Annotated in this window: 17 protein-coding genes and 4 tRNA genes; 9 read left to right on the top strand and 12 right to left on the bottom strand. The window is 68.2% G+C overall.

All coding sequences use genetic code 11. From position 1 onward, the window contains the following. The first annotated feature begins 99 nt into the window (after positions 1-99). The gene (locus tag ACQPYY_RS03155) at positions 100-2,469 is read left to right on the top strand and encodes a glycerol-3-phosphate 1-O-acyltransferase (protein WP_433592691.1); all 2,370 of its coding nucleotides are present in this window, start codon (positions 100-102) and stop codon (positions 2,467-2,469) included. After that, positions 2,466-3,995 (top strand): HAD-IB family hydrolase, encoded by a 1,530-nt coding sequence (locus ACQPYY_RS03150; protein ID WP_433592690.1) that lies wholly within the window; start codon positions 2,466-2,468, stop codon positions 3,993-3,995. Before ACQPYY_RS03155 ends, ACQPYY_RS03150 begins: the two co-directional genes overlap by 4 nt. Positions 3,996-4,010: 15 nt before the next feature. On the opposite strand, the gene ACQPYY_RS03145 is transcribed toward ACQPYY_RS03150, so the two are convergent. The 6 genes from ACQPYY_RS03145 to ACQPYY_RS03120 all read right to left on the bottom strand — a co-directional run bounded on the left by ACQPYY_RS03145 (position 4,011) and on the right by ACQPYY_RS03120 (position 6,282). Then, the gene (locus ACQPYY_RS03145; RefSeq protein ID WP_379106245.1) at positions 4,011-4,712 is read right to left on the bottom strand and encodes a polyprenol monophosphomannose synthase; all 702 of its coding nucleotides are present in this window, start codon (positions 4,710-4,712) and stop codon (positions 4,011-4,013) included. 125 nt (positions 4,713-4,837) lie between these two features. Further along, positions 4,838-5,008 (bottom strand): hypothetical protein, encoded by a 171-nt coding sequence (locus tag ACQPYY_RS03140; protein ID WP_379105824.1) that lies wholly within the window; start codon positions 5,006-5,008, stop codon positions 4,838-4,840. Positions 5,009-5,206: 198 nt separating this feature from the next. Beyond that, positions 5,207-5,280, bottom strand: a tRNA-Phe gene (locus ACQPYY_RS03135). A gap of 61 nt (positions 5,281-5,341) precedes the next feature. Beyond that, positions 5,342-5,415, bottom strand: a tRNA-Asp gene (locus ACQPYY_RS03130). Positions 5,416-5,451: 36 nt separating this feature from the next. Further along, a tRNA-Glu gene (locus ACQPYY_RS03125) sits at positions 5,452-5,524 on the bottom strand. Between the two features lie 92 nt (positions 5,525-5,616). Then, complete coding sequence (locus ACQPYY_RS03120) at positions 5,617-6,282, bottom strand: TetR family transcriptional regulator (protein ID WP_379105826.1); 666 nt, start codon at positions 6,280-6,282, stop codon at positions 5,617-5,619. Positions 6,283-7,378: 1,096 nt separating this feature from the next. Between ACQPYY_RS03120 and ACQPYY_RS03115 the strand changes: the two genes are divergently transcribed. The 3 genes from ACQPYY_RS03115 (at position 7,379) to ACQPYY_RS03105 (ending at position 9,380) form a co-directional block, all read left to right on the top strand. Further along, positions 7,379-7,451, top strand: a tRNA-Lys gene (locus ACQPYY_RS03115). Between the two features lie 134 nt (positions 7,452-7,585). Then, positions 7,586-8,182, top strand: a complete 597-nt coding sequence (locus ACQPYY_RS03110) for a DUF937 domain-containing protein (protein WP_433592689.1) — start codon at positions 7,586-7,588, stop codon at positions 8,180-8,182. 214 nt (positions 8,183-8,396) lie between these two features. Next, positions 8,397-9,380 carry an acyl-ACP desaturase gene (locus ACQPYY_RS03105; RefSeq protein ID WP_357282633.1) on the top strand — a complete coding sequence of 328 codons (984 nt, stop codon included), beginning with the start codon at positions 8,397-8,399 and terminating at the stop codon, positions 9,378-9,380. Positions 9,381-9,444: 64 nt separating this feature from the next. Here the strand turns inward: ACQPYY_RS03105 and ACQPYY_RS03100 are convergent, their stop codons facing one another. Next, positions 9,445-9,885, bottom strand: a complete 441-nt coding sequence (locus ACQPYY_RS03100) for a MarR family winged helix-turn-helix transcriptional regulator (protein WP_357089559.1) — start codon at positions 9,883-9,885, stop codon at positions 9,445-9,447. 94 nt (positions 9,886-9,979) lie between these two features. Between ACQPYY_RS03100 and ACQPYY_RS03095 the strand changes: the two genes are divergently transcribed. The 4 genes from ACQPYY_RS03095 (at position 9,980) to phoU (ending at position 14,857) form a co-directional block, all read left to right on the top strand. Continuing rightward, the gene (locus ACQPYY_RS03095) at positions 9,980-10,423 is read left to right on the top strand and encodes an SgcJ/EcaC family oxidoreductase (protein ID WP_379105831.1); all 444 of its coding nucleotides are present in this window, start codon (positions 9,980-9,982) and stop codon (positions 10,421-10,423) included. A 128-nt stretch (positions 10,424-10,551) separates the two neighbouring features. Then, complete coding sequence (gene dusB / locus ACQPYY_RS03090; RefSeq protein WP_433594554.1) at positions 10,552-11,667, top strand: tRNA dihydrouridine synthase DusB; 1,116 nt, start codon at positions 10,552-10,554, stop codon at positions 11,665-11,667. 245 nt (positions 11,668-11,912) lie between these two features. Further along, on the top strand, positions 11,913-14,075 hold the full coding sequence (locus tag ACQPYY_RS03085; protein ID WP_433592688.1) for an LCP family protein: 2,163 nt from the start codon (positions 11,913-11,915) through the stop codon (positions 14,073-14,075). A gap of 110 nt (positions 14,076-14,185) precedes the next feature. Continuing rightward, entirely contained in the window at positions 14,186-14,857 is a 672-nt protein-coding gene (gene phoU / locus ACQPYY_RS03080) for a phosphate signaling complex protein PhoU (RefSeq protein ID WP_379105837.1), read from the top strand. Here the strand turns inward: phoU and ACQPYY_RS03075 are convergent. The 5 genes from ACQPYY_RS03075 to pstS form a co-directional block, all read right to left on the bottom strand. Continuing rightward, positions 14,854-16,470, bottom strand: coding sequence for an MFS transporter (locus tag ACQPYY_RS03075; protein ID WP_433592687.1), 1,617 nt, complete (start codon positions 16,468-16,470; stop codon positions 14,854-14,856). The two genes, phoU and ACQPYY_RS03075, sit on opposite strands and share 4 nt — an antisense overlap. 143 nt (positions 16,471-16,613) lie before the next feature. Beyond that, on the bottom strand, positions 16,614-17,390 hold the full coding sequence (pstB, locus tag ACQPYY_RS03070; RefSeq protein ID WP_357282645.1) for a phosphate ABC transporter ATP-binding protein PstB: 777 nt from the start codon (positions 17,388-17,390) through the stop codon (positions 16,614-16,616). A gap of 12 nt (positions 17,391-17,402) precedes the next feature. Then, positions 17,403-18,302, bottom strand: coding sequence for a phosphate ABC transporter permease PstA (pstA, locus tag ACQPYY_RS03065; RefSeq protein WP_379105842.1), 900 nt, complete (start codon positions 18,300-18,302; stop codon positions 17,403-17,405). Then, positions 18,299-19,267 carry a phosphate ABC transporter permease subunit PstC gene (gene pstC, locus ACQPYY_RS03060; RefSeq protein ID WP_379105844.1) on the bottom strand — a complete coding sequence of 323 codons (969 nt, stop codon included), beginning with the start codon at positions 19,265-19,267 and terminating at the stop codon, positions 18,299-18,301. The genes pstA and pstC overlap by 4 nt, the downstream gene beginning before the upstream one ends. Before the next feature lie 111 nt (positions 19,268-19,378). Then, positions 19,379-20,494, bottom strand: a complete 1,116-nt coding sequence (gene pstS, locus ACQPYY_RS03055) for a phosphate ABC transporter substrate-binding protein PstS (RefSeq protein ID WP_357282826.1) — start codon at positions 20,492-20,494, stop codon at positions 19,379-19,381. Positions 20,495-20,648: the final 154 nt, after the last annotated feature.

Genomic DNA, 20,648 nt, shown 5'->3' with positions numbered 1-20,648 from the left:
CGAAACCCCGGGTCGGACCGGTGAATTGCCCGACCTCCCGTCCCACCGCCCCGGTTTGGGCTTCAATGGATCGCAGCGGCTCATGCGGAGGGAACGAAGATGCTCGATCACGACAGCCGGCTCCCCGAAGCCGCGCTCACCGCCCCGCAATCCGTGGTCGCCCTGGTCGACGCCGCCTCCCGGGTGGAACGCGAACTCATCGGGGGCTGGCTCGCCGAAGGCGGCATCACCCAGGAGTTCGGCACCTCCGCCCCCGTCACCCAGATCGACCTCGACCCCGCCGCCGTCACCGACCGCCTCGTCGGACGCGCCGACGACCCGCTGGTGGTACCGGTCCGCGTGCTGTGGCTGCCGCCCGAACGAGACGGCGTGCGCCGCACCACCTTCAGCGACCTGCTGAGCCTGTCCAACCCACGCAAACCGCACCGGCTCATGCAGCGGCGGCTCATCGGCAAGGCCCCCGACCGGCACCTGATCCTCACCGGGCAGCCCGCCCGGCTCAGCGAGCTGCGCGCCAACAACCCCGGATCCGCCATCGTGCCCGACGCTTTCGGGCGGGCCATCGTGCGCGCGGGCATCGTCGCGCTGGAACGCGCCGAGCGCGCCGTCATCGGCGACCGGTACAAGGTGCCGCGACTGGTGGTCGAGGAGATCCTGGACTCCCCCGAATTCCTGCGCCGGCTCGACGCCATCGCCCTCGAATCCGGACTCCCCCCACGCGAGGTCTACCGGCGCGCCGAGCGGGGCCTGCGCGAACTCGTCGCCGCCCAGAGCCGCCTCGTCTCCGACCTGTTCACCCAGGCCATGCGGCCCGTCCACGCCTCCACCTGGAACGTCGACGCCGACGAGACCGGACTCGACCGGTTGCGCTCGCTCAACCGCCGCTATCCGCTGGTCTTCCTGCCCTCGCACCGCTCCTACGTGGACGCCTTCGTGCTCGGGGACATCCTGGCGCGCAACGACTTCCCGCCCAACCACGTGGTCGGCGGCGCCAACCTCAAGTTCTGGCCGATCGGGCCGATCGCCCGGCGCACCGGAACCGTCTTCATCCGCCGCAGTTTCGGCGACGACGAGGTCTACAAGGCCGTCGTCGAGGAGTACTTCGCCTACCTGCTCACCAAACGCTTCAACCTGGAGTGGTACTTCGAGGGCGGGCGCACCCGCACCGGCAAACTCCGGCCGCCGCGCTACGGGCTGCTGAACTACCTTGCGGCGGCGCTGCGTTCGAAACGCATCGACGACGTCATGCTGGTGCCGGTCTCCATCACCTACGAACGGCTCAACGAGATCGGGGCCATCGCCGACGAACAGACCGGCGGCCGTAAACAACCCGAGGGCCTCGCCTGGCTGGCCCGCTACGTCCGCAACCAGCAGCACTCCGCCGGGCACGTGTACGTACGCTTCGGCACCCCGCTCTCGGCCCGCGACCGCCTGGCCGCCAACGGGGATCCGCTGACCGGACACCAGGATCCGGGCACCGAACAAGCCGTCGAACGCGAGCAGCTGGCCGTGCAGCGGCTGGCCTTCGAGGTCGCCGTCGGCATCAACGAGGTCACCCCGATCACCGTCAACGCGCTCACCACCCTGGTGCTGCTCGGCGTCCACGAACGCGCGCTGACCCGGCCCGAACTCCGCAACGCCATCGCGCCCGTGCTCGGCTACATCGAGAGCCGCGGCCTGCCGACCGGCGAACTCGACACGCTGCGCGACGATCACGGGCTCGCCGTGGTCCTCGAACAGCTGGCCGTCGCCACCGTCGTCACCGTGTACCGGGCCGGACTGGAACCGGTGTACGCCATCAACGCGGGCGCGCACCTCGAGGCCGCGTTCTACCGCAACAGCGCCGTGCACTGGTTCGTGAACCGCGCCATCCTCGAACTCGCCGTCCTCACCGGCGTCGAAGCCCCCGACGGCGACCAGCTGCGCGCCGGGTGGGACGCCGCCTACCGCCTGCGCGACCTGCTCAAGTTCGAGTTCTTCTTCCCCGAACGCGCCGAATTCACCACCCAGCTCACCGCCGAGATGCTGCGCGTGGACCCCGAATGGCATCACCGGACCGCCGCGGGCACCCTCGGCTCCGAGATCCTGGCCCGGCTCGCCGATTCCGGCTTCATGATGGCCCACCGCGTGCTGCGCTCCTTCTTCGACGCGCAACTGGTGGTGGCCGAACGGCTCGCCGCCCGCGACCCGGTCGACCCCGTCGACCGCAAGGCCCTCATCGACGAATGCCTCCAGGTCGGCAAACAGATGCTGCTGCAACAACGCCTGCACAGCCCCGAATCGGTGTCCTCGGAATTGTTCGGCAGCGCCGTCAAACTCGCCGACAACCACGGCTTGCTGACCCCCGCCGGCGATCCGGCCGACCTGGCCGCCCGACGCAGCGCCTTCGCCGCCGAACTGCGCGCCATCGGGCAGCGCATCACCCGCGCGGCCACCCTGGACCCGTCCAACCGGATGGAAGCGCTGTGACCCACCGGGTCCGGGGCCGCGCGGCGGGACGCACCAACCCGACCCTGCGACCCGGCGTCGGCGTCACCCAGCGGCCCATCGGCGCACAGGATCTCGCCACCGCCCTCGAGGCCGTGCGCACCGGACCGCAGGGCCCGCGGGTCGCCGCCATCTTCGACTTCGGCGGCACCGTCGTGCACGGCTTCAACCCGCCCCCGCTCGCCCGCCGCCTGCTGCGCCGCGGCAGCGCCCGCGGTGCGCTCACCGCCAGCCTGCTCGGCAGCATCCGCGGCGCCCGCAGCGAAGGCGAATACGAACGCTTCCTGCAATCGGCCATGTACGACTGGGCCGGAGTGCCCGAAGCCGACCTGGTCGACCTCGGACGGCAGGTGTTCGCGCGCAACGTGTACGGGCACATCTACCCCGAGGCCTGGCGGCTGGTCCGCGAGCACGAGGCCGCCGGCCACACCCTGGTCCTGATCAGCTCGATCAGCCGCTACCAGGTGGAACCCGTCGCCGCCGAACTCGGCATCCCGCACGTGCTGTCCACCGCCATGGCCGTGCAGGACGGCGTGCTCACCGGGCACGTGGAGGGAAAGACGCTGTGGCGCAACGGTAAGGCCGACGCCGTCCGCCGCTTCGCCATCGCCCACGACATCGACCTCACCCGGAGCTGGGCCTACGCCGACAGCGCCGCCGACCTGCCGCTGCTCCAGACCGCCGGGCACCCGGTGGCCGTCAACCCGGACCCGCGCGTCGTGCTCGAGGCGGCCGAAAAGGAGTGGCCGGTCCTGCATTTCCGGCCCCGGCAGGCCCCCAAGGCCACCGACTACGCCCGCACCCTGGCCGGATTCACTGGTCTACTCGGCGGAGCGCTGTTCGGCGTGGCCGCCAAGGCACACACGAAACAGCGCCGCCAGATGGCGGATTCGATGATGACCCACGCCGCCGACTCGACCCTGCGCGGCACCCGGGTCACGGTGCGGGTGACCGGCGCGGAACACGCCCGCGCGCCCCGACCGGCGGTGTTCGTCTTCAACCACCAGAGCCAGTTCGACATCGTGGTGCTGGCCGAGGTGCTGGGCACCGGATTCACCGGCGTCGCCAAACGCGAGATCACCAAGAACCCGGTCTTCGGGCCCCTCATGCGGTTCGTGGAGGTCACCTTCATCGACCGTGCGAACTCCGCCGCCGCGAAGGCCGCGCTGGAGCCGGTCGTCGAGACCTTGCGGGGCGGACTGTCGGTGGTGATCGCCCCCGAGGGCACCCGCTCCCTGACGCCGCGTGTGGGAGCGTTCAAGAAGGGCGCGTTCCATATCGCCATGCAGGCGGGCGTGCCGATCATCCCGGTGGTGATCCGCAATGCCGGGGAGATCGCGTGGCGCAACTCCGCGATCGTCCGCAAGGGCGTCGTGGACGTGGCCGTCCTACCGCCGATCGATGTCAGCGGCTGGGACCCGGCGCGCCTGGATACAGAAGTGGAGCAGGTCCGACAGTTGTTCGTCGACACCCTGCTCCACTGGCCCGGCGATACCGGTGACTCCTAGCGGGACCGGACAGTTCTAGACGGCCCGCCCGAACAGCAGCTTCCACGGCATGGCCGCGGACTCCAACTGCACCTTGAGGCTCATCTTCGAGGCGCCCAGGGTGCGCTCCTCGAAGCGGATCGGCACCTCGGCGATGGAGATGCCCTTCTTGACGGTGCGGTAGTTCATCTCGACCTGGAACGAGTAACCGTTCGACTTGATCGAGGCCACGTCGATGGCGCGCAGCGTGTCCGCCTTCCACGCCTTGAACCCGGCGGTGGCGTCCTTCACGCCCAGGCGCAGGATCATGTTGACGTAGAAGTTGGCCCAGGCGGAGAGCGCCTTGCGGTACCACTTCCACTCCTCGGCCGTGGAACCGCCGGGGACGTACCGGGATCCGAGCACCACGCCGGCGTCGGTGGTCTTCAGCTTGTCGAGCATGGCGGGAATGACCTCGGCCGGGTGCGACAGGTCGGCGTCCATCTGGATCACCACGTCCGCGCCCTCGTCGAGCGCCTTGGTGATGCCGGCGATGTAGGCGCGGCCCAGGCCGTCCTTCTCCGTCCGGTGCAGCACGCTCACCACGTTCGGCAGATCGGCGGCCAGCTTGTCCGCGACCTCGCCGGTGCCGTCCGGTGAATTGTCGTCCACCACCAGCACATGCAGGTCCTCCACCGGCAGTGCGGTCAGCCGCTCCACCGCAACGGGCAGGTTCTCCCGCTCGTTGTAGGTCGGCACCACCACGGTGACCTTCAAGGTACGCCCTCCCGATCGGTCGTCTTCTGGCTCAGAAACCGTACCTGGTCCGCCTGAGTGCCTCGTGAGCGCACCGTGTCGGCGCGGTCACCCCCGTCACCCGAGCGTCAGTCGTCCTCTTGGTCGGCACGCCGGTTTCGTTCTCGCACAATATCCAACGCCCGCTCGGCTGTCGCCTGATCCGGATACGGCCCCATCCGGTCCCCGACCCAGCAGGTCTTTCCCTGCTCCGCCTTGTGATGGGAGATGCAGTAATACCACTGGTTGTCCTCAGCCATGCAACCCAGCATTCCACCAAGATCGGACGCGCATACGACAAAACACGCAACGGCAGAACGATTCGGATCGAACCGCGGCGGGAGCGGGGGTCCGGGGGCGGAGCCCTCCGGCTGGGGTGTGTGGGCTCGGTTCCCACAAGAGAGACGAAGAGAGCCCCTGCTCGCGTAGTCCGCGAGCAGGGGCTCCCTGCGATCGAGTGGCCAGAGCCGGGATTGAACCGGCGACCTTCCGCTTTTCAGGCGGACGCTCGTACCAACTGAGCTACCTGGCCGAAAGGCACCCGATTCGAATGCCAAGTTTCGTGCGCTTCTTGCTGTCGCAAAAAGATCTTGCGACCCTGACGGGACTCGAACCCGCGACCTCCGCCGTGACAGGGCGGCGCGCTAACCAACTGCGCCACAGGGCCTTGCTACATGCTCCGACAACGATGTCACCATCGTTGTACCCCCTACGGGATTCGAACCCGCGCTACCGCCTTGAAAGGGCGGCGTCCTAGGCCGCTAGACGAAGGGGGCCCGCCGGATTTCTCCGGACCGTTTGCTCAACGGCTTCCGTTGGGAGCGGAGATAGCTTATGACAGGCTCCGCGTGATTCCCAAATCAGCTGGTCAGAGTCCCAAGTTGAGATCTTCGAGCCGGGCGGACACCCGCCATCCCACGCGGCGGAACTCCTCGGCCCACTCCGGTGTCGCGGTGGCGTCGACGATCACCTCGAGCGCCTCGGCGAACCGGGCCCGCAGATCGGCCGGACCGGTGAGCACATCGGCGATGTAGCGCTGGCCCGCCAGGGCCGCCGCCAGGGTGCGGGTGAACCGGTCCGGATCCGAATCCGACCGCAGCTGTTTGTGCTCCGCGGCCCGGACCGCGAGCTGCCGGATGGCGCGCCCGAGGATGCGGCCGCCGCCGGCCTGGATGTCGCGATAGAACTCCGGCTCGATGATGAGCCGGAACTCGGCCTGGATGATGATGTCGTTCTCGAGCCGCAACGCGATCTCGTCGATCATGCCGTGCAGCACGTCGAGTGGGCCGAGATCGGTTCGGGTGAGCCACCTTTCGGTCGATGCCCGGTAGCGGTCGACCGCCGCTTCCAGCACCGCGCGCGCCAAGTCCTCCTTGGAGTCGAAGTGAAAGTACATGGCCCCCTTGGTCGCCCGGGAACCTTCCAATATGCGGTTGAGCGATGCAGCGGCATAGCCGCTCTTCCCGAACTCAACGGCGGCGGACCTGATGATCGCCGCGCGTGTCCGGCGGGCCCGCTCTTGCTGCCGTGCCATGCTCGAAACGCCTCCGAAGCTAGCTAACCGTCGCCGACCGCGGTACGGCCTCGACGCGAAGTTACGTGTTTTTCAAATACTTCAAAACGGGCTACGCCCGGAATTACCAAACTCTTGGTACGGAAAAGCGCGAAAAACTTGAAACACACCAACTGGTATAGGTTTTCCCACCCGGCGCACCGCGCGGGGTGCACGCCCGGGCGTTCACGTCGTCCTGGTCCGCCTCCCCGCAGCTTCATCTGTTGGAGCCGCGATCGGCCGGACCGGTCGCGACACGTTCGGGCATATCAACGATAAGCCGAATCCCGTGCCGCCGGGGCAATCCCAGCTCCTCGGGAATTCACCAGTCGGTCACCGTACCCGGAAAGTTCACCCAGCGTGACATGTACCGGAAAGTCAGTTAGCCAGCACACCTCCTAACGAAAACCGCAATTCCGCAGCAATCGTATGGACGATTGGTCCGAAACGACGAATTCGCCCATATCTCACCGAAGTTCGCCCCGGCGATCTCGGGAACGCGCGCCGACGCCACCCGGCTCGCGGCACCGCCGAGCCGCCACCCCGCGCCCGGCTCGGACCGGACCGGCCGCTTCCCCCCACCCCAAAAAGCTTGCCACGCATCACCATTGGATGATATTCACACTCGAGGGCCACGAAACAAACTGAGTGGCAAGGCGATTGCCGGGGCCATCCGGGGCCGAGCTCGACACGCGTCCGCGGGCGCGCGAACGGCCGCCCGGACGGATCCGGGCACGACGGGACCACACCGTCACCTCACCCCGCCCACACTCCGCGCCGACCCCCGTGGCACCCCGGCTCTGCCCCGTCGCGGTGACGCACCGACCGGTCCGCACCCTCACAGCGCCACATCGTCCCCCCAACGCGCCGCCATGGCTCGCCGAGCCCCCGCGATCGGCACGGCCGGTCACACCGTCGGCACGGCCCGTCACGCCGATCGCGCCGCCGGAGCGCCCCTCCCCGGCCCGCCGCGCGCTCGACGCCACCACCATGACCTGCGCAAATATCGTCTGCCAGAGCGCAATCGGATACTCGTTTAACACTTGTGGGCCCGGCCCATTAAACTGACGTCCCGCACGCCCCTATAGCTCAGTTGGTAGAGCTACGGACTTTTAATCCGCAGGTCCCAGGTTCGAGCCCTGGTGGGGGCACAGTCGCGCCAGGGCCCGGAACAGCCGTTCCGGGCCCTGGCCACATCCGCGAATCTGTAGCAATCTGTCCGGGTTTCACCTAGCGTGACCCCGGTAGGGCTTTTCCCGGGAATCCATCACCACAGGCGGAGTTCATGACTTCCTTCGATGACCTGCTCTCTCAAGTTCCAATCGCCCAGATCGCCGAACAGCTCGGCGTCGACGAGGCCACCGCCAAGACCGCGGTCGACGCGGCCGTGCCCGTCCTGCTCGGCGGATTCCAGGCACAGGCCGGCAACCCCGAGGTCGGCCTGAATCTCGAGAACGAGGTCGCCAACCAGCCGCTGGGTCTGCTCGACGGCGGTGTCGACATGAGCCAGGTGGATACCTCGACGGGTAGCCAGATCGTCGACCAGACCTTCGGCGCCGAGAAGAACACGGTGATCAGCGCTCTCGGCAATGTCGGCGGCAGCAATATCAGCGGCGACCTGATGAGCAAGCTGCTGCCGATGCTCGCGCCGATCGTGCTGGCGTACCTCGGCAAGAAGATGCTCGGCGGGGGCGGCGCGGCCGCTCAGCCCGGCGCGGCCGGCGGCGGCGGTCTCGGCGACATCCTCGGCGGCCTGCTCGGCGGGGCCACCAGCGGTCAGGGCGGCGCGGGCGGTCTGGGCGATATCCTCGGCAAGGCCATGGGCCAGAACGCGGGTGGCGTCCTCGGCAGCGTCCTGGGCGGTCTGCTCGGGAAGAAGTGATCTCGCATCCATTGCTGATGCACGGCTAACGAAGCGCGGCCCACAGCGATAGACCCCCTAACGCTGCGGGCCGCGCTTCTTATGACATCCCTCACCAAGCTCGCAATGGCGCACAGATGAGTTTCACATCACCCTACGGTCACGTAAGGTATGGGCCGCGGCGGCAGGCCGGCGAGGGTACGACAGCACGAGGCACGACACGAAGGGCATATGTATGGCAAAGGATCTGACTCAACTCGAGCTACTGACGGAGTTGGAGCCGGTTGCCGAGGAGAACGTCAATCGCCACCTCTCCCTGGCCAAGGAATGGCACCCGCACGACTACGTGCCGTGGGACGAGGGCCGCAACTTCGCGGCCATGGGCGGCGAGGACTGGGATCCGTCGCAGTCGAAGCTGAGTGAACTGGCCAAGGCGGCCATGATCACCAACCTGCTCACCGAGGACAACCTGCCCTCCTACCACCGTGAGATCGCCGAGAACTTCTCCCAGGACGGCGCCTGGGGCACCTGGGTGGGCCGCTGGACCGCCGAGGAGAACCGCCACGGCATCGTGATGCGCGACTACCTGGTCGTCACCCGCGGCGTCGACCCGGTCGCCCTCGAGCAGGCCCGCATGATCCACATGACCAATGGGTTCGCCTCCCCCACCGAGCAGCTCGAGCAGACCGGCAGCGCCGGCTTCCTGCACTCGGTGGCGTACGTGACCTTCCAGGAACTCGCCACCCGCGTCTCGCACCGCAACACCGGCCGCGTCTGCGACGACCCCATCGCCGACCGCATGCTGCAGCGCATCGCCGCCGACGAGAACCTGCACATGATCTTCTACCGCAACATGTGCGGCGCGGCCCTGGATCTCTGCCCGGACCAGGCCCTCGAGGCGATCACCATGATCCTGGAGAACTTCCAGATGCCCGGCGCCGGCATGCCCAACTTCCGCCGCAACGGCGTGCTGATGGCCAAGCACGGCATCTACGACCTGCGCCAGCACCTCGAAGAGGTGGTGAACCCGGTGCTCAAGAAGTGGCAGATCTTCGAGCGCACCGACTTCACCGCGCGCGGCGAGGAGACCCGCGAGCGTCTGGGCCTCTTCCTCGAGCGACTCGGCAAGGACGTCGTGAAGTTCGAGGAGCAGCGCGACAAGATGCTGGCCCGCGAGGCCGCCAAGCGCGACCGGGACCTGGCCGCGGCCAACGCCTGACCCGGCTCGAATTCGGCACGGCCCCTCGGGATTCCGATCCCGGGGGGCCGTCGTCGCCTCCGGGTCAGTCGATCTCGTCGACCGCCTCCTGGAACGCCAGGCCCGCGCGCTCGAAGTAGTCGAACAGCACTTCCTGCTGCTCGGGGGTGTAGCCGAGCAGGATCTCGCCGACCTTGCGGCGCGCGGGGGCGAGCACCCGCTCGAGGTCGCCGGGGTTGGGGATCGGTTCGATGAGGACCTTGCGGCGATCGGCGGCATCGGGGACCCGGCGCACATGACCCGCCTGCTCCAGGCGGTCGATGAGGCGGGTGGTGGGCCCGGTGGTGAGTCCGGTGCGAGCGGCCAGTTCACCCGGGGTCATGGCGCCGTTCAGGTCGAGGATGTTGAGGGCGTACAGATCGGTCGCGCCGAGTCCGACGGCCCGCGCCCCGGCCTGGGCGTGCAGCACCAGGGCGCTGAGGTAGCGGCGATAGATCGCACTGGCTCGTGCGGGGTCCGACAGCATGGGACGCCTCCGAATCAATTCTCTTCTTGAAGGAAGATATTTCTTGTGAGAAGATACTTTTCAGGAGCAGCAAACACCTGAAGGGGATTGAACCATGAACGGCAGCACCGATTTCGACGCCATCCGCACCCTGCTCGACCGTGTCGCCGCGGCCTGGAACGCCGGCGACGGCGCCGCCTACGGCGACTGCTTCACCGCCGACGCCACCGACGTCACCTTCGCCGGGACCGTGTACCACGGCGGCGCGGAGATCGGCCGGGCCCATCAGGCGCTGTTCGACTCGTTCCTGAAGGGCACCCGGATGTGGGGCGAGACCCTCGACATCCGCCGCTACGGCGCCGATACCGTCGTCGTCGTGTCGGCCGGGGACGTGGGCAAGAAGCAGCCCAAGAAGCTCGGCAAGCTCGTCACCTACACCGTCGTGCGCGACACCGACGGCGAGTGGCGGATCGCCGCCATCCAGAAGACCCAGCGCAAGCCGGTCATGGAGGCCATCGGCTTCACGTTCCAGCCCGGCACCCGGCCCGCCGCCCGCTGACGCTGTGACCGGGGGCACTCGAGCGGACGGGCGGCTCTGGCCGCCACCGCGCGGATGAGAGACTGGGAGGCGTGACTGCCTCGCTCCACGCCCTCGAGACCGACCAGGTCGGGGCCCCCAAGACCGAGCTGCGGATCGGGCCCTACCCGCTCGATCCGCCGGTCGTGCTGGCCCCGATGGCGGGCATCACCAATGTCGCCTTCCGCACCCTGTGCCGCGAATTCGGCAGCGCCACATCGCTGTACGTGTGCGAGATGATCACCGCCCGCGCGGTCGTCGAGCGCAACGAGAAGACCCTCAACATGATGGCCTTCGGCCCCGACGAATCGCCGCGCTCCATGCAGCTCTACGGCGTCGACCCCAAGACCCTCGGCGAGGCCGTGCGGATCATCGTCGGCGAGGGCTGGGCCGACCACATCGACATGAACCTGGGCTGCCCGGTCCGCAAGGTCACCCGCCTCGGCGGCGGCTCCGCCCTGCCCTACAAGCGGCGGCTGTTCCGCGAGATCGTGCGCGAAATGGTCGCGGCCGCGGGCGACGTGCCGGTCACCTTCAAATTCCGCATCGGCATCGACGACGACCACACCACCTACCTCGACACCGGCCGGATCGCCGAAGAGGAAGGCGCGGCGATGGTTTCGCTGCACGCCCGCACCGCCGCCCAGCTCTACTCCGGGCAGGCCGACTGGTCGGCGATCGCGCGGCTCAAGGAGACCGTCACCACCATCCCGGTGCTCGGCAACGGCGACATCTTCAGCGCCGACGACGCGCTGCGCATGATGGCCGAGACCGGCTGCGACGGCGTCGTGGTGGGCCGCGGCTGCCTGGGCCGGCCGTGGCTGTTCGGTGAACTCGGCGCGGCCCTGCGCGGCGAGCCCATTCCCGCCGGACCCACGCTCGGCAAGGTCGGCGAGATCCTCCACCGGCACGCCGCCCTGCTCGTCGAACACGACGGCGAGGACAAGGCCATGCGCGACATCCGCAAGCACATGGCCTGGTATCTGATGGGCTTCCCGGTCGGCTCCGCGCTGCGGCGGCAGTTCGCCACCGTGACCAGCCTGGCTCAGATCGGGGATCTGGTCGGGCAGCTGGATCCGGACGTGCCGTTCCCGGAGGACGCGCTCGGACCGCGCGGGCGGCAGGGCTCCCCGCAGACGAAGGTCGCGCTGCCCGACGGCTGGCTCGACGATCCGGAGGACGCGACCGTCCCGACCGCCGCCGACGTCATGCATTCCGGCGGCTAGCGACCGCCGCGGTCCAGCCGCCTGTCGCCGCCGGCCATCCGGCACGATCCGGTCAATGTCCGGCCCAGCTCCCGGGCGTACGGCCGAGGCCCTGGCACACTTTGCGGAACGTTCGTCCCAGCGGTCGAAGCATCCCGACAAAGCAGAAAAAACGGATCTACCTGGGTGGACACATGTTCGAGTGGTTCACCGTGGCGAAATCGTTATCATGGCCCTCGGCATCAAGAGCAAAGTGAGGTTCGTTGGTGGGTGACGATCGGTACGGGCGTACGCCACGGCCCGGAGGTCGCGCCCCCTGGGAGCGCTACTCCGCGGACGGGGACGATCCGTCGCGCGCGGGCCGCCGCTCCCGGCACACCGACGACGCCGACTCCGCCGCCGCTCCCATCTCCGTGCAGGACCTGGTCGAACGGGTGGACAGCGAGCGCCAGACGCGCCGCCGCCCGCGCACCGACGCGGGCAAGCCGAACGCACCGGCGGCCACCAACGGCACGGCCGAACGAGAACCGGCCGCACCGGCGCCCGTGCCCCCGCCGAACGGCGCACCCGCCACCGGCGCCCGGCCCGTCGTTCCCCCGCCCGCACCGGGCACCCAGCCCCCGCCCGCCGGAAACCAGCCCGGCACGGGCTCGCAGCGCACCGTGCGCGACGACAGCCACCTCCGCCGGGTAGCGGCCGCGCCGGGCGCCGGCAGCGGCCGGACCGTACGCCGCGCCGACCCGACCGCCGATCTGGTCACCGACGAACTACCCCCGGTGACCGAGGCCATCCCCGCCGCCCCGACCACGGCCGCGCGCGCCCGCGCCCTGCTGGGCCGCCGGGTCGCCTCGCCCGCCGACTATCCGACCACCGCGCTGCCCGCCTCCGTGGGTTCCGCACCGGCCAGACGGGTGTCGAGCACCCAACGGCGCCGCAGCCGGCGCGCCGGCCTGGTGGCCCGCGGCGCCACCGCGATGTTCGCGGTGCTCGCGCTGCTGGTGACGGCGGGCGGCTGGAGTTACCTGCGCGCCAAGGACGGCAACTTCCAGCAGGTCGTCGCGCTCGATCCGAACAGCACGGACGTCGTCGACGCCGATGGGCAGAACGGCGACGAGAACTTCCTGATCGTCGGCACCGACACCCGGGCGGGCACCAACAGCACTCTCGGCGCGGGCAGTGTGGACGACGCCGAGGGCGCGCGCTCGGACACCGTCATGCTGGTCAACATCCCGGCCAACCGGTCCCGTGTGGTCGCGGTGTCCTTCCCCCGCGACCTGGACGTCTCCCGTCCGATCTGCGAGGGCTGGGACAACGAGAAGGCCGCCTACTCCAGCCAGAAGTTCCCGGCCGCGGACGGCGACAAGCTCAATGCCACCTACGCGCTGGGCGGGCCGAAGTGCCTGACCAAGGTGATCACCAAGATGTCGGGCCTGAAGATCAACCACTTCGTCGGCATCGACTTCGCCGGGTTCGAGTCCATGGTCGACGTGGTCGGCGGTGTCGAGGTGTGCACCACCAAACCGCTGGTCGACGAGGTCCTCGGTACCGTCCTCACCACGCCGGGCAAGCAGACGGTCAACGGTTCCACCGCCCTGGACTACGTGCGCGCCCGCCACGTGTACGGCGAGGAGCGCAGCGACTACGACCGGATCAACCGGCAGCAGCGATTCCTGTCGTCCCTGCTGCGCAGCGCCCTGTCCAGCAAGGTGTTGTTCGACCCGACCAAGCTCGACGGATTCATCAACGCCTTCGCCAAGCACTCTTTCATGGACAGCGTCACCACCAAGGACCTGCTCACGCTGGGCCGTTCCATGCAAAAGATGCAGGCCGGGAGCATCACCTTCCTGACCGTCCCGACCGCGGGCACCACCTCGTACGGCAACGAGATCCCGCGCGAATCCGACATCAAGGCCATCTTCCGCGCGGTCATCGACGACCAGCCGCTGCCCGGTGAGAAGAAGTCCGAGCCCCCGGCGGCCCCCGCCGGCGTGCCCGTCGCCAAACCCCAACCGGCCGCGGTGGATCCGCAGACGGTCTCGGTGCAGGTGTCCAACGGTTCCGGCCAGGGCGGCATCGCGGGCACCACCGCGACCAAGCTGGCCGCGCAGGGCTTCCAGATCTACAGCACCGGCAACTACGCCGACGGCGTCTCCGCCAAGACCAAGGTCCGCTACTCCAGCGGCCACGAGGCCGACGCCGGAACCGTGGCCAGCGCGATTCCGGGCGCGATCCTGGAACCGGCGAGCGGGCTGGGCAGCATCGTCGAGGTCGTGGTGGGGTCCGATTTCTCGGGCACCGTGAAGACCCCGACCACCTTCGGGCAGACGCTGCCCGACACGCCGAGCGACGCGGGCGGCCCCAGTGCGGCTCCGGTCACACTGCCGTCCGACCTCGAGCATGTGAACGCCGCCGACGACCTCTGCAAGTAGGCTGCCCCCGGACCGGTCGGAGCTGCGGCGACGTTGCCGGAACCGACCGGAACCTACGATTAACCCACCGTTGGTGACTTGGTCAAAGACGCGCACTAATGTCTTGACTCATGCGTGTCATCTACAACGAACAAATGGCCGAGCTCGCCGATCTGCTCGGTGGCATGGCCGGGCTCGCCGGATCGGCGATGGAGCGGGCCACCCAGTCCCTGCTCACCGCCGATCTCGAGCTCGCGGAGCAGGTGATCAGCGAGTACGACCGGATCGCCGAGATGATCACCCTGGCCGAGGAGAAGGCCTTCGCGCTGCTCGCGCTGCAGGCCCCGGTCGCCGGTGATTTGCGGCAGGTCGTCAGCGCCATCCAGATCGTCTCCGACGTGAACCGGATGGGCGTGCTGTCCCTGCACGTCGCCAAGATGACCCGGCGCCGCTTCCCGGCCCACGCCGTGCCGGAGGCCGTCAACAGCTACTTCGCCGAGATGGGCCGCGTCGCGGTCAAGATGGGCGCCACCGCCAAGGAGGTGCTGGAGACCCGCGATCCCGAGCGGGCCGCCAAGCTCACCGACGACGACGAGGCGATGGACGACCTGCGCAAGCACCTGTTCACGCTGATCATGGACCGCGACTGGCAGTTCGGCGTCGCGTCGGCCGTGGACGTGGCGCTGCTGGGTCGCTACTACGAGCGCTTCGCAGACCACGCCGTGGAGATCGGCCGCCGCGTCGTCTTCCTCGTCACCGGCGTGCTGCCCCCGGACCCGGATTCCGAGAAGGAATCGATCTAGTCCTCGTCGGACTCACGCCAGCCCATCAGGACCGAACGACCCCGTTCGGGACGCCAGGGCAAGGTCGCGGCCACGATGACCGCGCACACGACCAGGGTGCCGACCGCGACGTATGACGCGGCCTCGGCGCCCTGCATGGCCGCGACCTTCATGGCGTGAATCAGATCCGCTTTCGCCGGTGCGACAAGCGGATTCACCGGGGCCTTCACGATCTCCAGGACGCTGATCGGCGTATTGCTCGCCAGCTCCTTCTGCTGCGGATTCATGATCTGCGCGGGAATCGCCGCGATCCGGCCGCTGATCCTGTCCGCGTACACCGAGGTCATGATCGACCCCAGCAGGGCCACACCGAGCGCTCCGCCCACCTCCCGCGTGGTGTCGTTGACCGCCGAGCCCGCGCCGGCCTCCTCCACGGGCACCGCGCCCATGATGGATTCGGTCGCCGGACCCTGCACCACCGCGAATCCCAGGCCCATCAGGATCATGGACACCACCACCGGCCCCAGATACGGGGTGTCGACGGTGGTCCGGCCCGCGATGTACATGGCCACCGCCAGGATCAGCAGCCCCGACACCACCATGGCGGTGGTGCCCAGCCGCTGCGCCAGCATGGTCGCGATGGGCGCGCCGAAGCCGACGGCCACCGCGAAAGGCAGTGAGTGGATGCCGAATTCGAGCGGCGACAATTCCTTCACGCCCTGGAAGTACTGCGTGATCAGGAACAGGAATCCGAACGCCGAGAAGTAGGACACCGTGATGGCCAGCGACGGCAGCGCGAATCGGCGGTTGCGGAACAGCCGCATGTTCAGCACGGGCGCCGGCACCCGCAGTTCCCAGGCCACGAACGCGGCCAGCAGGGCGGCCGAGAGCAGGTAGCCCGCAAGGCTTTCGGTGGCGAACCAGCCGTGCTTGGGGGCCTCGATGATGGACCACACCAGGGCGGTGATGCCGGCCAGGGAGAGCACGATGCCGACCCGGTCGAGCCGATCCACGTGCGGGGCACGGGATTCCGGCACGGTGGCCAGGACCGCGCCGATGGCGATCAGCGCCACCGGGACATTGATCCAGAACACCGAGTGCCAGGAGAAGTATTCGAGCAGCCAGCCGCCCACGGTCGGCCCGATGGCGACGGCGATCCCGGCCATGGCCGTCCACAGCGCGATGGCGGCGGCGCGTTCGCGGGACTTGGTGAAGATATTGGTGAGCAGGGCCAGCGTGGCCGGGAAGACCACGGCCGCGAACACGCCCATGCCGGCGCGGGCCGCGATGACCTGGCCGAGTCCGGAGGACAGCGCGCCCGCCGCGGACATGACCGCGACGCCGCCCAGTCCGATGATCATGAACAGCCGTCGCCCGTAGCGGTCGCCGAGGTGTCCCATGGCGAGCAGCAGGCCGGAGAAGGCCAGGGTGAACGCGTCCACGATCCATTGCAGGCCGCTCATGTCGGCCTTCAGCTGGACGGCCATGGACGGCAGGGCCACATTGACCAGCGTGTTGTCCAGGACCACGAGCAGTTCCGCGAGACAGATGGCGACCAAGGCCGCGATCTTCGCCCGTTGCGGCAGTTCCGCCGCGGCCCGTCCGGATTTCGGGCTCGCCGTTGAGACGGTCATCCGACACCTCCTTGTACTAAACCAATCGGTTTACCAACGAGCGCCAGACTAACTGTTACCGACGGTTGCACACAACCACCCGGGACATAGAAAACGACCCCTGCCGCAAGGGCAGGGGCCGTCAGACGCCGGAAGGTCTGTGACTATCCGAAGCGACCCGAGATGTAGTCCTCGGTCTGCTTCTGCGACGGGTTCGAGAAGATCTTCTCGGTCTCGTCGATCTCGATGAGCTTGCCCGGCTTGCCCTGCGCCTCCAGGTTGAAGAAGGCGGTCTGGTCACTCACCCGCGCGGCCTGCTGCATGTTGTGGGTGACGATGACGATGGTGTACTCCTTCTTCAGCTCGGTGATCAGGTCCTCGATCGCGAGCGTGGAGATGGGGTCCAGGGCCGAACACGGCTCGTCCATGAGCAGCACGTCCGGCGACACCGCGATGGCGCGGGCGATGCACAGACGCTGCTGCTGACCACCGGAGAGGCCGCCGCCCGGCTTGTCCAAGCGGTCCTTGACCTCGTTCCAGAGGTTGGCGCCGCGCAGCGACTGCTCGGCCACCTCGTCCAGCCGGCCCTTGTTGCGCACGCCCTGCAGCTTCAGACCCGCCACCACATTGTCGCGAATCGACATGGTGGGGAACGGGTTCGGCCGCTGGAACACCATGCCGATGGTGCGGCGCACGCCGACCGGGTCGACGGTGGCGCCGTAGATGTCCTCGCCGTCGAGCAACACCGCGCCCTCGACGCGGGCCTCCGGGGTCACCTCGTGCATGCGGTTGAGCGCGCGCAGCACGGTCGACTTGCCACAACCGGACGGACCGATGAACGCGGTCACGCTGCGCGGCAGCACCGTCAGCCCGACATTGGCGACCGCGTGGAACTTGCCGTAGTAGATATTGAGGTCTTTGACGTCAATTCGCTTGGCCATCAGTCTTTCCTTCTATCGGTTCCGCGTGAGCAGCTTGTTGACCGCCGCGGCGGCGAGGTACAGCAGCGCGATGATCAGGATCAGGGTCAGCGCGGCACCCCAGATGCGCTCGCGGCCGGCGGGCTCGGGGTTCGACAGCTCCTGGTACATCAGCAGCGGAAGCGAGGCCATATTGCCGTTGAAGACATCGAAGTTGATCGCCTTCGAGTAACCCACCAGCACCAGCACCGGCGCGGTCTCACCCATGACACGGGCGACGGCCAGCAGCATGCCGGAGATCATGCCGGGCGCGGCGGTCGGAATGACGATCCGCACAATGGTTTTCCACTTCGGGATACCGAGCGCGTAGGACGCCTCACGCAGTTCGTCCGGAACCAGCTTGAGCATTTCCTCGGTGCTGCGCACCACCACCGGCAGCATCAGCAGCACCAGGGCCAGCGACACCGCGAAGGCGCTCTGCGGGTTGCCGAAGGTGGCGATCCACAGCGCGAAGATGAAGAGCGCGGCCACGATCGAGGGCACACCCGCGAGGATGTCGACCATGAAGGTGGTGGTCTTGGCCAGCCAGCCCCGGCCGTACTCGACCAGGTAGACCGCGGCCATGATGCCCAGCGGCACCGCGATCACCGCGGCGATGCCGGACTGCACGATGGTGCCGTAGATGGCGTGATAGACACCGCCGGTGCGCTGATCCGGCAGCACGCCGTTCTGCGACTTGGTCCACCAGCCGGCCGAGGCCACGATGGCCCCGCCCTTCTGCAGCACCACGAACAGCACCCACAGCAGCGGCACCAGCGCGAGGCCGAAGCACAACCAGACCAGGCCGGTGGCGAGGTTGTTCTTGATCCGGCGAGCGGGGCTGACGTGCCGGAAGGTCGGCGCCTTGATCGGCTTGTCGAGTGTGGTGGTCATCCGTTGACCTTCCCGCCGGCGGCGAGCCGAGCCAGTGCGTTGACGACGAACGTCAGTGCGAACAACACGAAACCGGCGGCGATGTAGGCACCGGTCGGCAGCTTCGAGCTGAATTCCGAAGCCGCGGAGGCGATCTTCGAGGCGAAGGTGTAGCCGCCGTCGAACAGCGACCAGCTGCCCGCCTTGGTCGAGGTGCGCAGCACGATGAGGACCGCGATGGTCTCACCGAGCGCGCGGCCCAGGCCCAGCATGGAACCGGCGATCACGCCGGAGCGGCCGAAGGGCAGCACGGTGATGCGCACGACCTCCCACTTGGTGGCGCCCAGCGCCTGCGCCGCCTCGATGTGCGAGCGCGGGGTCAGGCCGAACACCTCACGGGAGACCGAGGTGATGATCGGCAGGATCATCACCGCGAGCACCACGCCCGCGGTGAAGATGGTGCCGCCGCCGGCAATGCTGACATTGCCGTCGGAGAAGAGGAACAACCAGCTCAGGTGCTTGTTCAGGAAGTCCTGGAAGGGCCCCAGTTTGGGGGCCACGACCAGGAATCCCCAGAGACCGAACACGATCGACGGCACCGCGGCCAGCAGATCCACGATGACCGAGAACGGACGCGCCAGCGCCTTCGGCGAGTACTGCGTCAGGAACAGCGCGATCCCCACCCCGATCGGCACCGCGATGGCAAGGGCGAACAGCGAACTCAGCACCGTGACCATGAACAGGTCCTTGATGCCGAACCGCAGGTTGTTCTCGTCCTTGACGTTGAACTCGGTGGTGGTGAAGAAGTTCGCCTTGTTCGCCATGATCGAGGGCCACGCCCGGATCAGCAGGAACAGGGCGATCAGGGCGATGGCGGCGACGATGATCCCGCCGGCGGCCGTGGCCGCCGAGCGGAACGCGAACTCCGCGCCGAACTTCTTGGGTGCGCGCCCCGCGGCCGGGGTGGTGCTGGGTTCGGTCGGCATGAGCGCAGTATCCCCCGGCAGTTGGGCACGGTCTTCCCGCGGGTCGGTCGAAACGGACAGACCCGCGGATGCAATGTCGTCGTGCACGGTCATCGTGTTTCGATCAGGCGATCAGGAGATGGCGTTGATCGCGGTGGTGAGCTTGGTCTTGAACGCGTCCGGCAGCGGCACGTAGCCGGCCTCGGCGAGACCGGTCTGGCCGTTGCCGACCGCGGAGGTCAGGAACGCCTTGACGGCCTTGGCGGTGTCGGCGTCGCTGTACTTCGAGCAGACGATCTCGTAGGTGGCCAGCATGATCGGGTACGCGCCCGCGGCGGTGGGCTTGTAGATCGAGCTGTTGTCCAGCACCAGGTCGTTGCCCTCGCCCTTGATCTTGGCGGCGTCGACGGCCTTGCCCGCGGACTCGGCGGTCAGCTCGACCGGCTTCGGGTCGTTGGAGGTGGCGGTGGTCAGCACGCGCACCGAGGACAGCTTCTGCGCCTTGGCGAAGGACCACTCGGTGTAGGTGATGGTGAACTTGGTGTTCGCGACCGCGGCCGAGGTGCCGTCCGAGCCCTTGGCGCCCTCGCCGACGCCACCGTTGAACGCCTTGCCGGCGCCCTTGGTGTAGCCACCGGCGGTGGTCAGGTACTTCTGGAAGTTGTCGGTGGTGCCCGACTCGTCGGAGCGGAAGATCACGCCGATCTTGTCCGACGGCAGCTTGTCGGCCTTGTTGGTGTTCAGGGCCCGGATCGCCTGGTCGTTCCACGCGGTGATGTCACCGGAGAAGATCTTGGCGATGGTCGGCGGGTCCAGGACCAGGTCCTCGATGCCGGGCAGGTTGTAGGCCACGGAGATCGGGCCGAAGACGGCCGGCAGGTTCCAGGCGGGGCTGGCGCAACGAGCGGCGGCCTTGTCGGTCTCGCCCTTCTCGGCGTTCAGCGGCGAGTCCGAGCCAGCGAAATCGGTCTGGTTGCCGATGAACTCGTTGACGCCGGCGCCCGAGCCCGAACCGGTGTAGTCGAGCTTCGCGCCCGAGCAGTTGGTCTGGTACGCGGCGACGAAGCGGTCCATCGCGTTCTTCTGCGCGGTGGAGCCACTGGCCTTCAGCGAGGTCTTGCCGCCGCAGGCGACATCGATCTTGGCGCCGCCGCCGGTGGCGTTGTTGTCACTGCCACAGGCCGACAGGGTCAGGGCGCCGGCCGCGGCCAACACACCGAGCAGGGCGCTGCTGCGCTTGAGATTCACCAATTCCTCCGGGGGAATCACTTGCACGTCCAACCCCTCAACGGTCGGACGGGCGCGTTTGGCGGCTGTTCGCTGCGAACTAGCGCACCGGGCAGCGGTCTGCGGCCCACTTGCAACGTAAGGGCGGCTGGTTGACAGTTAGACCAGGGCAGGT

Source organism: Nocardia sp. CA-145437 (assembly GCF_050956485.1).
Classification (GTDB): Bacteria; Actinomycetota; Actinomycetes; order Mycobacteriales; family Mycobacteriaceae; genus Nocardia.
The sequence above is the reverse complement of the archived record's forward strand: the minus strand, read 5'-3'. Positions and strand labels throughout refer to the sequence as shown.